14 protein-coding genes and 1 riboswitch are annotated in these 15,331 nt (G+C 65.4%); of the genes, 9 read left to right on the top strand and 5 right to left on the bottom strand.

The window, feature by feature from the left end; genetic code table 11:
* Positions 1-3 precede the first annotated feature (3 nt).
* From L1965_RS07450 to L1965_RS07420, 7 genes are all read left to right on the top strand, one after another.
* Positions 4-447 carry a universal stress protein gene (locus L1965_RS07450; protein WP_235755800.1) on the top strand — a complete coding sequence of 148 codons (444 nt, stop codon included), beginning with the start codon at positions 4-6 and terminating at the stop codon, positions 445-447.
* A gap of 19 nt (positions 448-466) precedes the next feature.
* The gene (locus L1965_RS07445) at positions 467-1,171 is read left to right on the top strand and encodes a maleate cis-trans isomerase family protein (RefSeq protein ID WP_235755799.1); all 705 of its coding nucleotides are present in this window, start codon (positions 467-469) and stop codon (positions 1,169-1,171) included.
* Positions 1,172-1,212: 41 nt separating this feature from the next.
* Entirely contained in the window at positions 1,213-2,121 is a 909-nt protein-coding gene (gene eutB, locus L1965_RS07440) for a hydroxyectoine utilization dehydratase EutB (RefSeq protein ID WP_241865476.1), read from the top strand.
* A complete protein-coding gene (gene eutC, locus L1965_RS07435; protein WP_235755797.1) occupies positions 2,118-3,086 on the top strand; it encodes an ectoine utilization protein EutC in 969 nt (322 codons plus the stop codon). Before eutB ends, eutC begins: the two co-directional genes overlap by 4 nt.
* Positions 3,087-4,286: an ectoine hydrolase DoeA gene (gene doeA / locus L1965_RS07430; RefSeq protein ID WP_235755796.1), complete on the top strand. Its 1,200-nt coding sequence runs from the start codon at positions 3,087-3,089 to the stop codon at positions 4,284-4,286.
* Complete coding sequence (gene doeB, locus L1965_RS07425) at positions 4,283-5,272, top strand: N(2)-acetyl-L-2,4-diaminobutanoate deacetylase DoeB (protein ID WP_235755795.1); 990 nt, start codon at positions 4,283-4,285, stop codon at positions 5,270-5,272. The genes doeA and doeB overlap by 4 nt, the downstream gene beginning before the upstream one ends.
* A 212-nt stretch (positions 5,273-5,484) precedes the next feature.
* Positions 5,485-5,614: riboswitch (FMN riboswitch) on the top strand.
* Positions 5,615-5,687: 73 nt separating this feature from the next.
* Positions 5,688-6,161: a 6,7-dimethyl-8-ribityllumazine synthase gene (locus L1965_RS07420; protein WP_235755794.1), complete on the top strand. Its 474-nt coding sequence runs from the start codon at positions 5,688-5,690 to the stop codon at positions 6,159-6,161.
* Between the two features lie 109 nt (positions 6,162-6,270).
* On the opposite strand, the gene L1965_RS07415 is transcribed toward L1965_RS07420, so the two are convergent.
* From L1965_RS07415 to L1965_RS07395, 5 genes are all read right to left on the bottom strand, one after another.
* Entirely contained in the window at positions 6,271-7,146 is an 876-nt protein-coding gene (locus L1965_RS07415) for a DeoR/GlpR family DNA-binding transcription regulator (protein WP_235755793.1), read from the bottom strand.
* 102 nt (positions 7,147-7,248) lie between these two features.
* On the bottom strand, positions 7,249-8,196 hold the full coding sequence (locus L1965_RS07410) for a D-ribose ABC transporter substrate-binding protein (protein ID WP_235755792.1): 948 nt from the start codon (positions 8,194-8,196) through the stop codon (positions 7,249-7,251).
* A 99-nt stretch (positions 8,197-8,295) separates the two neighbouring features.
* Complete coding sequence (locus L1965_RS07405) at positions 8,296-9,336, bottom strand: ABC transporter permease (RefSeq protein WP_235755791.1); 1,041 nt, start codon at positions 9,334-9,336, stop codon at positions 8,296-8,298.
* Between the two features lie 27 nt (positions 9,337-9,363).
* Positions 9,364-10,920 (bottom strand): sugar ABC transporter ATP-binding protein, encoded by a 1,557-nt coding sequence (locus L1965_RS07400; RefSeq protein WP_235755790.1) that lies wholly within the window; start codon positions 10,918-10,920, stop codon positions 9,364-9,366.
* Positions 10,917-11,582: a DUF2291 family protein gene (locus tag L1965_RS07395; protein WP_235755789.1), complete on the bottom strand. Its 666-nt coding sequence runs from the start codon at positions 11,580-11,582 to the stop codon at positions 10,917-10,919. The genes L1965_RS07400 and L1965_RS07395 overlap by 4 nt, the downstream gene beginning before the upstream one ends.
* Positions 11,583-12,231: 649 nt before the next feature.
* Here L1965_RS07395 and L1965_RS07390 point away from each other — a divergent pair.
* Positions 12,232-13,803: an FGGY-family carbohydrate kinase gene (locus tag L1965_RS07390; protein WP_235755788.1), complete on the top strand. Its 1,572-nt coding sequence runs from the start codon at positions 12,232-12,234 to the stop codon at positions 13,801-13,803.
* Between the two features lie 2 nt (positions 13,804-13,805).
* On the top strand, positions 13,806-15,323 hold the full coding sequence (locus tag L1965_RS07385) for a glycerol-3-phosphate dehydrogenase (protein WP_235755787.1): 1,518 nt from the start codon (positions 13,806-13,808) through the stop codon (positions 15,321-15,323).
* The last annotated feature ends 8 nt before the right edge of the window (positions 15,324-15,331 follow it).

Below are 15,331 nucleotides of genomic sequence, written 5' to 3'. Positions count from 1 at the left end.
GCGATGTTCGAAAGGATTCTTGTGCCGTATGACGGCTCCAGCGGTGCCGAGCGGGCGCTGATCAAGGCGACCGAACTGGCGAGGCTGTGCGGGTCGAGCATGATCATCCTGACTGTCTATCGCCATCATTCGATGCTCGAGGCCTCGCTGTCGATGGTCAGGGGCAGCATCGACCCTGGCGGCAATCTGGACGAGACGATGCGCCAGGCTGCCCGCGATGTCGCCGATTTCGCCAAGAGCCACGCGCGCGACGCCGGCGTCGAAAAGGTCAGCGCCTTCATCAAGGCAGGTCAGCCCGCGCGCACCATTGTCGCGATGGCCAAGGACAAGGAATGCGATCTGATCGTGTTGGGGTCGCGCGGGCTTGGTTCGACCGAAGGCTATCTTCTGGGGTCGGTCAGTCACAAGGTCACAGGCCTTGCGGACTGCCCGGTTCTGGTCGTCTGAGGAGAGGTGGCATTTCCCGATGTGGCGCGACAATCTGAACCGTTTCGGGCTGATCGCCCTGGCCACCGATCTGACGATCGAGGGCGATGCCGCGCGGTTGTTTCCGCCCGATTGCCGGCTGCATGTCACCCGGATCGCCTTCGAGAATCCCACCACCGCCGAGAACCTCCGCCGGACCGGCCCGCATCTGAAAGCTGCGGCCGATCTGCTTGTGCCCGGGGTCGAATTGAAGGGCATCGGGTTCGGCTGCACGTCCGCCTCGGCCGTGCTGGGTGATGGCGTGCAGCAGGCCATCGGCGGCCGCGCCCCGATCAGCACGCCTGTCGCCGCCGCGCTGCGCGGCTTCGAGGCGCTGGGGGTTCATCGGATCGCCCTCATGACCCCCTATCTGCCCGAGACCACCGATCTGGTGGGCGACCATTTCGAGGCGAATGGGCTCAAGGTCGTGTCGCGCCAGTCGATGGGGCATGCCGATGATCGCGACATGGCGCTGCTGCCTGGCGACGAGATCCTGGATTTCGCGCTGGAATCCGACCACCCGGATGCACAGGCGCTGTTCATGTCCTGCACGGCGCTGCCTGCGGTTTCGGTGATCGACCGGATCGAGGAACGCCTGGGCAAGCCCGTGGTCAGTTCGAATCTGGCGCTGTTCTGGTCGATGCTGGACCTTGCAAGAATCCCTGCGACGGGGCCGGGCAGGCTGTTCGAGGTCCGCACGTGGTGACGCTCGACGATGTGACCGCCGCGGCCGAGCGTATCGGCGACATGATCCGGGTGACGCCGATCAAGGCTTCGCCGGGGCTTTCCCGGTTGGCGGGCGGTCCGGTCTGGCTGAAATGCGAACACCGTCAGGAAACCGGCGCATTCAAGCTGCGCGGCGCGTCGAATGCTGCGGCACGACTGAGCGACGTGGCCGGCGTCACGACCGCTTCGACCGGCAATCATGGCCGCGCCCTGGCCCATGCCGCGCGCCAACTGGGGATGCCGGCGGTGATCTGCGTGTCACGGCTGGTGCCGGGAAACAAGCTGGCGGCGATCGAGGCGCTGGGCGCCGAGGCGCGCGTCATCGGCGCCAGTCAGGACGAGGCTTTCGAGGAAGCGCGTCGCCTGAAACGCGATGAGGGCTTTGCGCTGATCCCGCCCTTTGACCACCCGGATGTGATCGCCGGGCAGGGAACGCTGGGACTGGAGATCATCGAGCAGATCCCGGACGCCGCGACGATCGCCGTCCCGCTGTCGGGTGGCGGCCTGCTGGCCGGCGTGGCGCTGGCGGTGAAGTCGCTGCGTCCCGATATCCGGATTGTCGGCATCAGCATGGAACGCGGCGCTGCGATGGCCGCCAGCCTTGAGGCAGGCAGGCCTGTCCAGGTCGAAGAGCTTGAGACACTCGCCGATTCCCTCGGGGGAGGGATCGGGATGCAGAACCGCCTGACCTTCGCCATGGTGCGCGATCTGATGGACGATCTGATCCTGCTGACCGAGGATGAGATCGCCGCCGGCATCCGTCATCTGGCGCTTGAGGATGGCGAAACCGTCGAGGGTGCGGCCGCCGTCGGCGCCGCAGCCGTGATCGCCGGCAAGCTGCGGGCCGAGCAAGGCCCGCTGGTTCTGATCCTGTCCGGCCAGAATATCGACCCCGCCCGCCACGCCGCGATCGTGAGGGGCGAAAGATGAGCGATATCCGGATCCTGACCGAAGACCAGCTGCGCGACCGGGTTCAACTGGACGAGGCCGCGATCCGCGTGATCGAGGACGCCTTCGCCGCGCTGGCGAGGGGCGGCGTCGTCATGCCGCCGATCCTGTCGATGCACATGCCCGACGTGAATGGCGAACTGGACGTGAAGACAGCCTATGTGCCCGGGCTCGCAGGGTTCGCGGTCAAGTTGTCGCCCGGATTCTTCGACAATCCCGCCAAGGGTCTGCCTTCGACCTCGGGGCTGATGGTGGTGCTTTCATCCGCGACGGGACGGGTCCAGGCGGTGCTGCTGGACAATGGATATCTGACCGATGTGCGGACCGCCGCGGCGGGCGGCGTCGCGGCCCGGCATCTGTCGCGCAAGGACTCCTCCCGCGCGTCGATCTTTGGCGCCGGGCTTCAGGCGCGGATGCAGTTGCAGGCGCTCAGGCTGGTCCGCCCGATTGCCGAAGCGGTGATCTGGGCGCGCGACCCGGCGAAAGCCGAGGCTCTGGCGGCGGACATGTGCGGCGACGGGCTGACCGTCCGGGCCGAGCAAGACCCGGCCGCTGCTGCGAGCTTCGGCGACGTCATCGTGACCACGACGCCTGCCAGCCAGCCGATCCTGCGCGCCGAATGGCTGCGGCCCGGCCAGCATGTGACCGCCATGGGCAGCGATCAGCCCGGCAAGAACGAGCTGGATCCGCAGTGCCTGGACCGCGCCGACCTGTATGTGGCCGACCGCGTCAGCCAGACCATGCTGATGGGCGAACTGCGCGCCGCGATCGACGCGGGGCTGCTCGGACAAAACGAAATCATCCCGGAGCTGGGCGATATCATCATCGGCCGGCATCCCGGACGCACCGGGCCCGATCAGATCACGATTGCCGATCTGACGGGCACGGGTGTGCAGGACACTGCCATTGCCACCCACGCGCTTGCCGCGTTTTCAGAAGAGACTTGAATGCCAGAACTGCAAAGAACGCCCGAGCGCTTCTCGACCGCCGAATACGAGGAACGCCTGCGCAAGACCCGCTCCAGCATGGCCAAGCTTGGCCTCGACCTGCTGATCGTATCGGATCCCTCGAACATGGCCTGGCTGACCGGCTATGACGGATGGTCGTTCTATGTCCATCAATGCGTCATCGTCGGGCCCGAGGGGCCGCCGATCTGGTTCGGACGCGGGCAGGATGGCCAGGGCGCGTTGCGAACCGTGTGGATGCCGGACGAATACATCATCGGCTATCCCGATTACTATGTGCAGTCGGTCGAACGTCATCCGATGGATTACCTTTGGGCCCAACTGGCCGACCGCGACTGGCATCGCGGCTTCATCGGCGTCGAGATGGACAATTACTGGTATTCCGCCAAGGCGCATGAGCGGCTGGTCCATGGCCTGCCCGAGGCGCAGATCCTGGATGCCACCGGACTGGTGAACTGGCAGCGCGCGGTCAAGACTCCCAAGGAACTGGAATACATGCGCAAGGCCGCGCGGATCGTGGAGCGCATGCATCGCCGCATCGCCGACAAGGTCGAGGTCGGGATGCGCAAATGCGATCTGGTGGCCGAGATCTATGACGCCGGGCTGCGCTATGACGAATGGTCGGGTCATGGCGGGGACTATCCCGCGATCGTGCCGCTGCTGCCCTCGGGGCCGGACGCATCGGCGCCCCACCTGACCTGGGACGACCAGCCGATGAAGGTGAACGAGGGCACCTTCTTCGAGATCGCCGGCTGTTTCCAGCGCTACCATGTGCCATTGTCCCGAACGATCTTCCTGGGCCGTCCGCCGCAGAAGATGCTGGACGCTGAAAAGGCCGTGCTGGAGGGCATGGATGCCGGGTTGTCGGCCGCCCGCGCCGGCAACACCTGCGAGGATGTTGCGGCTGCCTTCTTCACCGTGCTGGACCGCTATGGCATCGTCAAGGACAACCGCACCGGTTATCCGATCGGTCTCAGCTATCCGCCCGACTGGGGCGAGCGCACCATGTCGCTGCGCCGGGGCGACCGGTCCGAGCTGAAGCCAGGCATGACGTTCCACTTCATGACCGGCCTGTGGATGGAGGACTGGGGCTATGAGACGACCGAGTCGATCATCATCACCGAGGAAGGCGATCCGGAATTGTTCTGCAGCCTGCCCCGCAAGATGCTGGTGAAGGAATGAACGCGAACCCGATAAGCCCGACGATCCCGCTGGACGGGCAGGGCAAGACGCATGGATTCCTGCGGCTGCCCTATTCGCGCAATGACAGCGCCTGGGGCAGCGTCATGATACCGATCACCGTCATTGCCAACGGCGAGGGTCCGACGGCGCTGCTGACGGGCGGCAACCATGGCGACGAATACGAGGGACCGATCGCGCTGCAGCAACTGGCGTGGGAGATCGAGCCTTCCGACATCACCGGTCGGGTCATCATCGTGCCCTACATGAACTATCCTGCCTTCCGGGCCGCGGCCAGGGTCAGCCCGATCGACCACAAGAACCTGAACCGCATCTTTCCGGGCCGGCCGGATGGATCGCCCAGCCACAAGATCGCGCATTATTTCGCGCATGTGCTGGTGCCGATGGCCGATATCGTTCTGGACTATCATTCTGGCGGCAAGACTCTGGATTTCCTGCCCTATGCTGCGGCACATTATCTCGAGGACAAGGCGCAGCAGGCGAAATGCGTCGAGGCGGTCAAGGCTTTCGGTGCGCCCTACACGATGATGATGCTGGAAATCGATGCGGTCGGGATGTTCGACACCACGGTCGAGGCGCAGGGCAAGGTCTTCGTGACGACCGAACTGGGAGGCGGTGGGACCGCGACCGCGCGATCGTCCGAAATCGCCGTCCGCGGGGCAAGGAACGTGCTGCGGCACGCAGGAATCCTTTCCGGAGCGGTCGAGTTGCCCGAAGACAGCGTGATGCTGGACATGCCGGGGGATGATTGCTTCCATTTCGCCACACGGGATGGGCTGATGCACCCGCTGGCCGATCTGGGCGACGCGGTCAGAAAGGACCAGCCGATCGCGCGGATCTGGCCCCCGGACCGGACCGGCGTGGAGCCTGTTGATGTGCTGGCCAATCGCGACGGGGTGATCGCTGCCCGTCATTTCCCCGGTCTGATCCAGACCGGAGACTGTGTCGCGGTCATCGCCCTGCGCTGAACGGGGCGCGACGCAGCGCCGGACAGCCCAAAGGCCGGGGGCGGGGCGGGCCAGGCCCGCCCCGGTCGCTGCCGCTGGGCAAGGCGCGCGCTTCGCGCGCGGTTGCGGCACTCCGTCGACCACTTCGCGCGCGGTCAGCCTGCTGCCGCGTATCTCCAGCATTTCTGCCGCAACGGTGATATTGGCGGTCGCGAAAGGCCATGATATCGGATCCATGTTCTCAGGGCGGGGTGAAAGTCCCCACCGGCGGTGACAGCCCGCGAGCGCCTTACCGCTGGAAGGGTCCGCAGATCCGGTGAAATTCCGGGGCCGACGGTATGGTCCGGATGGAAGAGAGCCGAGGCCGGCCCAGTCGCGCGGGACGGTCAAGGTTCGTGCTCTGGGACCTGACGCTGTTTCAACGGAGTGCTCCTGAATGACCGCCAACAATCCGCGCATCGCCTTCGTGAAGGCATCCTGGCACGCAGATATCGTGGACCGAGCGCATGCAGGTTTCGCGACCGAGGCCGCACGGCTGATCCCGGGTGTCCGGATTGATCCGTTCGACGTGCCCGGGGCGTTTGAAATGCCGCTGCTGGCGAAGAAGCTTGCACAAACCGGGCGCTATGACGCGGTGGTTGCGGCGGCGCTGGTGGTCGATGGCGGGATCTATCGCCATGATTTCGTGGCTGGCGCCGTGGTCAACGGGTTGATGGCGGTCGGGCTGGACACCGGTGTGCCCTGTTTCTCGGTCTCGCTGACCCCGCACAACTATCAGGAAACTCCGACGATCAGCGCCTTCTACCGCGAGCATTTCCTTGCGAAGGGCGCCGAAGCCGCCGTGGCCGTCCATCAGGTTCTGGCCCTGGATGCGCGCCTGAAGGCCGAGCAGCGCGATGAGGCGGCCTGATAAGCGAACCCGGAAATCTGGCGTGCCTGGCTGAAGGGCCACGGGCACAGGGCCCTTTCAGGACGGGGCCGTCGGGCGCAGTTCCGGCGCGGCCGGGGTGGTCCACGGCCTAGGCTGTGCTGTCGTCCCGCCCTGTGCGGGCCACCTCGACGCGGATCCCGCGGTCGCGCAACGTCTCGACAAGGCGCGGCGGCGTGCGATCATCCACGATCACCAGGTCGAAATCGTCCAGCGGGCACATCGCGTGCAGCGCGCGGCGACCGAATTTCGTATGATCTGCCAGCAGGATGCGCCGCGCCGCGCTGGCCCACATGGCGCGCTTGGTCTCGACCATGTCGGGCGACTGATGAAAGACCATGTTGTCGGTGATCGCGGACATGGAGAGGAACGCCAGATCGGCACGTAGATGCCGGATCTGCTGGGTTGTCGCGGCGCCCATGAATGCGTTGCACCAATGGTGAAACTGGCCGCCAAGGCCCAGCAGCGTCAGGTCGCGGATCTCCTTGAGCGCATTCATCAGCGTGATCGAGTTGGTGATTGCGGTCAGGGGCACCCGGGCGGCGAGATGCGGTGCCATCCGAAACACCGTCGTGCTGTCGTCGAAGAACACCGCCTGGCCGGGCTCGATGCAGGCGGCAGCGGCAGCGGCGATCGCGGATTTCTCGGTCGCCTGCCGCGCCTCGCGATAGACGTCGCTGGCCTCGATCAGGCTGGTCGGCGCGGCCGAAACGATGCCGCGCGTCTTGCGCAGCAGCCCGCGGGCGGCCAGATCGTCAAGGTCGCGATGGGCGGTCATCAGGCTGATGCCGAAGCGCTCGGTCAGGTCCTCGATGCGCATCGTCCCCTCGGCCATCACCGCGGCGGCGATGAGTTGGCGGCGCGCGATCTGGCGGGCCTGCCGGCTGTCGCTGGGCAGTTCGTCATTCAACGGCCGCTCGATCCGGGCGGGCGGGCTGTCGCGATTGGGCGTCTTGGGTTCGGTCATGGCCTGTTCTTTACAGATCCGGCTGCGACCGTGGTAGCGAAATGCATGGCCGCGATGCACCCGGATGCAGGAGGGGCGCGAAAAACCGCGCCCCTTGCGGGATCATTCTCCGAGAACGAACGCGGCCGTGTAGTTGTCGGCGTTGTCCTTGGTGATCAGCAGGCAGTCGAACAGTTGCTTCTCGGTGTCGACGCCGGTTTCGCCGGTCTTGATGAAGCTGTCGGCCTGCCGGACCGCCTCGGCCGAGAAGATCGCGACCGGCTGCAGGACGGTGTACTGCATCTCTCCGGCCTTCACGGCCTCGACGGCATCGGGCGAGCCGTCGAAGCCGCCCACCTTGACCTGATCGAGCTTGCCGGCCTCTTTCAGCGCGGCGATCGCACCAAGCGCCATCTCGTCATTGCCCGAGATGACGCCGATCACGTCCGGATTGGCCTGCAGCAGCGACTGTGCCTTCTGATAGCCCTGCGTCCGGTCCCAGTTGGCGACCTCGCGACCGACCTTCTCGAGGTCGGGATATTGCGTCAGCACGGTCTCGAAGCCGTTGGAACGGGTCAAGGCGTTGTTGTCTGCCGGGTTTCCGAACAGTTCCACATATTTTCCGCTGTCCCCCACGGCTTCGACCCAGGCCTGTGCGCCAAGCGCGGCACCCTGCGCGTTGTTGGACACAAGCTGTGCCTTGGCCAGGCCTTCCTGATTGATCTCGGCATTGACCAGGAACACCGGGATACCGGCGTCCACGGCCTTCTTGACCGCGCCGACCGATCCATCGGCATTGGCCGGATCAAGGATGATCGCGACCGACTTGTTCGTGATGGCCGTGTCGATCAGCGTGCTCTCGGCGTTGGTGTCGCCCTTGTGGGCGGCAACGTTGGCGGTGTAGCCCAGCTCTTCGGCGGTGGCCTTGGCAACCTCGCCCTCGGTGAACCAGTACGGGTTTGCAGGGTCATTGACGATGATCGTCATCAGTCCTTCGGCCTGGACCGCCCCGGCCATCAGCGGCGCGGCGGCGACAGCGGCCAGAAGCAGGCGGCGCGTCATGTTCAGCATTGGTCTTCTCTCCCTTGGGTTGGTGGAACTGTCGCATGCGACAGGCTTTCCGCCCGGCTTTCCTGGATGGGCGCCGGACCGGGAAGTTTCGCGGAGACGTCAGCTCTTGCGGCCGCCGCGTCCGTATTGAAGCGAGTTCATCAGCACGGCCAGCACGATCACGGCGCCGGTAAATACCGTCTGCCAGTAGGACGACACGCCGATGATGACGAGGCCGTCGGACAGAAAGCCGATCACGAAGGCGCCCAGCATGGTGCCGCGCATGGTGCCGCGCCCGCCGGTCAGCGCCGCGCCGCCGATCACGACCGCAGCGATGGCTGTCAGTTCATAGGTCATGCCCGCCGTCGGGCCGGCCGAGGTCAGCTGCGACGCCAGCACCAGCCCGGCAATGGCCGACAGCATCCCCGACAATGTGTAGACGGTGATCTTGACGCGGCGGGTCGGCACCCCCGACAGTTCGGCCGCGCGCTCGTTTCCGCCTGACGCGTACAGCCAGCGACCGAAGGACGACCGCGACAGCATCAGCCCGCCGAGAATGGCCAGCACCGCCAGCACGATGACCGAGATCGGTACGCCCGCGATGCGGTTGAAGCCGATCCAGTCAAAGCCCGTATTGCCCAGTTCAGGACGTCCCGACAGGTTGTTGTAGGTCAATCCGTTGGTCATCAGCAGCGCGACGCCGCGCGCCACATACATGACGCCAAGCGTGGCGACGAAGGCCGGCACCTTGAAGATCGACACCAGCACGCCGTTGACCGCCCCGACCAGCGCGCCCAGCACGCAGGTCAGCACCACCACCGCCCAGACCGGGGGATACAGGATCACGCCCATCGCCTGCAGTTCGATCCCCTGCATCATCGCGCCGGCGGCGACGCCGGCCAGCGCCAGGATCGAACCAACCGACAGGTCGATGCCGCCATTCAGGATCACCAGCAGCATGCCGATCGCCAGGATGCCGTAGATGGCCACGTGGCTTGCCATGATCAGCAGGTTGCCGATGGTCAGGTAGTTTGGCGACAGGATCGAGAAGACCACGATGATCGCGATCAGCGCAAAGAATGCGCGGCCTTCCAGAAGCAGGCGCCCGATGTTGAAATCGCGCTTTCTGCCATCGGGACGGGCAACGATGGTATCCGACATGTCCTTGGTTTCCCTCACTCTCGTCCCTCAGGCGGCCACGGACTCGCCCGAGGCGGCCATGATTCTTTCCTTGGTGACGGTGGAATCGAATTCGGCCGAGATGCGGCCCTTGTGCATGACGATGATCCGATGCGCGATCGAAAGGCACTCGCTGACCTCGGACGTCGAATAGATGACGGCCAGCCCCTGCCTTGCCTCTTCCGCCAGCAGTCTGAACACCTCGGCCTTGGCACCGATGTCGATGCCTCGCGAGGGTTCGTCCAGCATGATGACGCGTGGCCTTGTCGCCAGCATCTTGCCGATCACGACCTTCTGCTGGTTGCCGCCGGACAGCGAGCCGATGGGCGCGTCGGGACCGGATGTCTTGACCGTGACTTCGCGGATGCTGGCGTCGATCAGCGTTCGTTCGGCCGCTTTCCGGGTGAACAGGCCCTTGGTGAAGCTGGCGATCGAGGCCAGTGAAAGATTTTCGCCCACGCTCATTGTCTGGACCAGGCCGTCGCGCTGACGATCCTCGGGGACCAGCGCAAGCCCGCGTGCAATGCGCTCGGCGATCGACAGATGCGAGATTTCCTTGCCCTCCAGCACGATTTCGCCCGCGCTTGCCCGCAGCTTGCCCGCACAGGTTTCCAGCAGCTCGGTGCGTCCGGCGCCCATCAGCCCATAGATGCAGACGATCTCGCCCGCGCGGACGTCCAGCGACAACCCGTCGACCAGATGAAACCCGCCGGCCGGGTCCGGCAGCGTCAGGTTGCGGATCGACAGGGCGGGATGGCCCAGGCGGGTCCGGGGTGGACTGCCCAGATCGTAGTTGTCACCGACCATGTTGCGCACGATCCATTCGAGATCGATGTCGGCACGGGGTCCATAGGCAGTCATGGTGCCGTCGCGCAGGACGACCGCGTGATCGGTTATGGTCAGCGCTTCTTCCAGGTGGTGCGAGATGTAGACGATCGAAACGCCCTTTGCGGTCAGGTCGCGCACGACCTTGAACAGCACCTCGACTTCGCTGGCAGACAGCGCGCTGGTGGGTTCGTCCATGATCAGGATGCGGCTGTTGACCGACAGGGCGCGGGCGATCTCGACGATCTGCTGCTGGCCAAGGCGCAGCTCCTCGACCGGGGTCAGCGGGTCGATGTCCTCTTCCAGATCCTGCATCAGCTTGCGGGTCTGGCGTTCCTCTTCGGCGAAATCGACACCGGTCGCACCGCTGATCTCGCGGCCCATGAAGATGTTGTCGCGCACGGACAGGTTGGGGGCGAGGCTCAGCTCCTGGTGGATGATCGAGATGCCGCGATCGCGCGCCTCGGTGGCGCTGCCGAAGCTGACCGGCCGGCCGTCGAGGATGATCTCGCCGCCGGTCGGCTGGATGACGCCGGACAGGATCTTCATCAGGGTCGACTTGCCTGCGCCATTCTCGCCGAAAAGAGTCGTGACCTGGCCGCGATGGATGTCGAAGTCGACGCCTTTCAGCGCGTGGACATTGCCATAGGACTTGGAGACATGGCGGGCGGCCAGGACAACCTGGCGCGCATCGGGGCCGCCCTCGGGCATCTCGCCCGCGATGTTGACGGTGCGGCTCATTCGACGCTCATCTCGACAGGCGTGATCAACCAGTTCTTCGGGTTTATCAGCCGGAAGACGCCGGTCACGGAAACGGTGCGGCCGGTCAGGTTCGTCGTGTCGATGCCGTCAAGCACCGCGGCCTTCATGGCACGATTGATGCCCGAGCCCGCGTCCTGGTATTCGATCTGGTTCTTGAACTGGCCGAATGCGATGTCGCCAGGCGCATCGCGCAGATCGGTTCCGTTGATGGCCGGGCCGGTCTGGACGCGGATGGCGACGCCCTCGGGCACGCCGGCCGCCTCCAGCGCATGCACGCCGGACTTCGCCTCGCCCGCAACGCCGGTGAGAGTCACGAACATGATCGCGCCGGTCGAGGCGGCCATGCCGTATTGCTCGATTGCTGCGTTCTTGTCGGCAAGGACTGCCGGCACCAGCGTCGCGGCATCGACAGCCTTCTGCTGGACGAATTCCAGGATGCGGGGGAATTCCGACTGTCCATAGCTGTCGGGTGAAAACGCCTGGACGCGGATGTCGGACTCTGAGCCGACATGGACGACCGCGGTGTCCAGCGCGATGCCGGCCACAACCGCGATCGCGACGGCGGCACTGACGAAGAGTCCGCGTCGCGACGGTGCCGGCGCCTTCGGGGCAGGTGAGGTGGGCGCGGTGCTCTGGGTCATGATGCAGCCTCAGGCCGAGTGATGTGGGGAACGCCCGGCCGAGTCAGCCGGCTGCGGTTTCCGGACGAGGCGAAGGCGTCGTCGTGCAGGGTCGTGCATGATAGCCATTCCTCCTCCATCGGCCGATCCTGACGCCCTCCTCGGCGTCGACGGCCCGAATCAGCCCATTTGTGATATGATAATGATAAAAACTAGTCAATAACATAACATGAAATCCTGGCAAATCAGCTGTCGGTGCCGACCGAACGTACCGGCTTGCGGACGGCCGCGGCGGCTGTCCTGATCGCTGGCGGAAGGGCTCAGCCCCGATGCCGCGCGGGGGAAAAGCGGCATTTCTTTGCTGCCTGGACTGTTCTCAGTCGCGTGCACCGGCTGGCCATCCCATGTTGTGGCGGTGCCGCAATGCGACCGCGTCCACATCCTGTCGCCGATCTGGTCAGGCCCTTTACGGAACAGGGTATCTGAAATTTATTCCTTTGTCCGTAAAAAAATACGTTTTATGTGGTAGCGCTATGGTATATGTTTGCGGAGCGGAGCCCTCAAGAGACGGCCTGCAAGGCATGACCGCAGGTCGCGCGTCGAGCGACGGCCGGGGAGGAAGTCAGTATGAGAACAGCTTGTCGTGCTGCTGTGGCGCCCGAGGCGGTCCATGTCGGGTTCTGAGATCCTGATCGGGATCGATGCGGGCACCTCGGTCATCAAGGCGGTCGCATTCGACCTGGCGGGCCGGCAACTTGGCGTGTCCTCGGTTCCCAATCGCTATCGCTCGGGCGTGGACGGCAGCGCCACGCAAGCGTTGAGCCAGACCTGGGACGATTGCGCGACCGCGTTGCGCGCCCTTGGACAGAAGATCGACGGCCTCGCCGATCGTGCTGCGGCGCTGTCGGTCACCGCTCAGGGCGACGGCACCTGGCTTGTCGGACGCGACGGTCCCGTGGGCGACGCGTGGTTGTGGCTTGATGCCCGCGCCGCGCCGACGGTCGCGAAGCTGTCGGCGGATCCGGCGAACCGCGCCCGATTCGAGGCGACGGGCACCGGGCTGAACACCTGCCAGCAGGGCTGTCAGATGGCCCATATGGATACCCATGCGCCCGGCCTGCTGGACCAGGCCGAAGTGGCGTTGCACTGCAAGGACTGGCTCTATCTCAACCTGACGGGGATCCGCGCGACCGACCCGTCCGAGGCCAGCTTCACCTTCGGGAATTTCCGCAACCGGCGCTATGATGACGGCGTGCTTGACGCGCTCGGGCTGGCTCATCGCCGGGGGCTGCTGCCAGAGATCATCGACGGAACGCAGATCACCCACAAGCTGACCGCTGATGCCGCGCGCCAGACCGGTCTGCGCGCCGGCACGCCGGTCAGCCTGGGCTATGTCGACATGGTGATGACCGCCCTGGGCGCGGGCGTCTATGGTGGGGCTGCGGGCGATGTGGCCTGTTCCACCGTCGGTTCGACCGGGGTGCATCTGCGGGCCGTCCGGTCGGACGATGTGCATCTGAATGCCGAGGGCACGGGCTATGTGATCTGTCTTCCGATCCCGGGTATCGTGACACAGGTCCAGACCAACATGGCCGCGACGCTGAACCTCGACTGGTTACTGTGCATCGCAGCCGGGATTATGTCGGACATGGGGCATGCCGTCACCCATCGCGACCTCGTCGGCCATATCGATGGCTGGCTGGCCCGGTCGCGGCCCGGCCAGATCCTCTATCACCCCTATATCTCGGATGCGGGGGAACGCGGCCCCTTTGTCAACGCCGACGCGCGCGCGGGCTTCGTGGGCTTGTCGACCGGCCATCGCTTTCCCGATCTTGTCCGCGCCGTGGCCGAGGGGCTGGGTATGGCGATGCGTGACTGCTATGCCGCGATGGGCCCGTTGCCCGGCGAATTGCGCCTGACCGGCGGGGCGGCGCGATCCGGGGCATTGCGCGGCATCCTGTCCGCCAGCCTGAATGCGCCGGTGCGCGTTTCGGATCGGGACGAGGCCGGTGCGGCAGGAGCCGCGATGATGGCCGCGGTCGCCATCGGCGCCTATCCCGACATGGAGGCCTGCATCGCCGAATGGGTGACGCCGCTTCTGGCCGAGGCCGAGCGTCCCGACGCGCAGCTGGTCGGCGCCTATGACCGCCTGTTTCACGTTTTCTCGGCGTCGCGCGGCGACCTGGCCGCGACATGGGGCGCGCTTGCCGCCGCCCGCAGGACTTTCCCGGAAGGATATTGAAGATGAGCAATGACAGCCAGGTGATCGACCTGTTCGTGATTGGCGGGGGTATCAACGGCGCCGGAGTCGCGCGCGATGCTGCCGGCCGTGGATTGAGTGTCGTGCTGTGCGAAAAGGACGATCTGGCCGAGGGCACCTCTTCCCGGTCGGGCAAGCTGGTTCATGGCGGTCTGCGCTATCTGGAATACTACGAGTTTCGGCTGGTCCGCGAAGCGTTGATCGAACGCGAGGTGCTGATGAACGCCGCCCCGCATATCATCTGGCCGATGCGCTTTGTCCTGCCGCACAGTCCGCAGGACCGGCCGGCCTGGCTGGTGCGGCTTGGCCTGTTCCTCTACGACAATCTGGGCGGGCGCAGAAAGCTGCCGGGCACGCGCACCCTGGATCTGCGCCGCGACCCGGAGGGCGCACCGCTGCTGGACAAGTACAGCAAGGGTTTCGAATACAGCGACTGTTGGGTCGACGACGCCCGGCTGGTGATCCTGAACGCGGTCGACGCGGCCGAGAAGGGCGCCGAAGTGCTGACCCGCAGCCCCTGCGTCTCGGCCCGTCGCGAGGATGGCGCCTGGACGGTGCAGACGAGAAGCCAGCTTACGGGCGAAACCCGGATCTTTCGCGCGCGATGCCTCGTGAACTGCGCGGGCCCGTGGGTCAGCGACTTCATCACCCGCGTCGCCGGCGCGAACTCGGCCCGCAATGTGCGGTTGGTCAAGGGCAGCCACATCATCGTCCCGAAGTTCTGGGCGGGCAACAACGCCTATCTGGTTCAGAACCACGACAAGCGGGTGATCTTCATCAACCCGTACGAGGGCGACAAGGCGCTGATCGGGACCACCGACATCGCCTATGAAGGACGCGCCGAAGACGTGTCGGCGGACGAGGCCGAGATCGACTATCTGCTGGCGGCGGTGAATCGCTATTTCAAGGAACAGCTGCGCCGGTCGGACGTGCTGCACACGTTTTCGGGCGTGCGCCCGCTTTTCGACGACGGGCAGGGCAACCCCTCGGCCGTGACGCGCGACTATGTGTTCGATCTGGACCAGACCGGCGGTGCGCCACTGCTTAACGTGTTCGGCGGCAAGATCACCACGTTCCGTGAACTGGCCGAACGCGGCATGCACAAGCTGCGGCCGATCTTTCCCGACATGGGTGGCGACTGGACCGAAAATGCGCCCCTGCCGGGCGGCGAGATCGCGAACTCGGACTATGAAAGCTACGTCAATCTGCTGCGCGAACTGCATCCCTGGATGCCGCGCGCGCTGGTCCATCACTACGGCAGGCTTTACGGCGCGCGGACCGGGGACCTGGTCGCGGGCGCGACCGGCATGGCCGATCTGGGCCGGCATTTCGGTGGCCAGCTTTACGAAGCCGAGGTGCGCTACCTGGTGGCGAAGGAGTGGGCGCTGCGGCCCGATGATATCCTCTTCCGCCGCACCAAGCACTATCTGCACCTGACCGAGGCCGAGCGTCGCGCCTTTGCGGACTGGTTCAACGAGTCCGCAAAGGCGCACGCGGCTTGAGGAGAATG

This window comes from Paracoccus salsus (genome assembly GCF_021556615.1).
GTDB lineage: Bacteria > Pseudomonadota > Alphaproteobacteria > Rhodobacterales > Rhodobacteraceae > Paracoccus > Paracoccus salsus.
The sequence above is the reverse complement of the archived record's forward strand: the minus strand, read 5'-3'. Positions and strand labels throughout refer to the sequence as shown.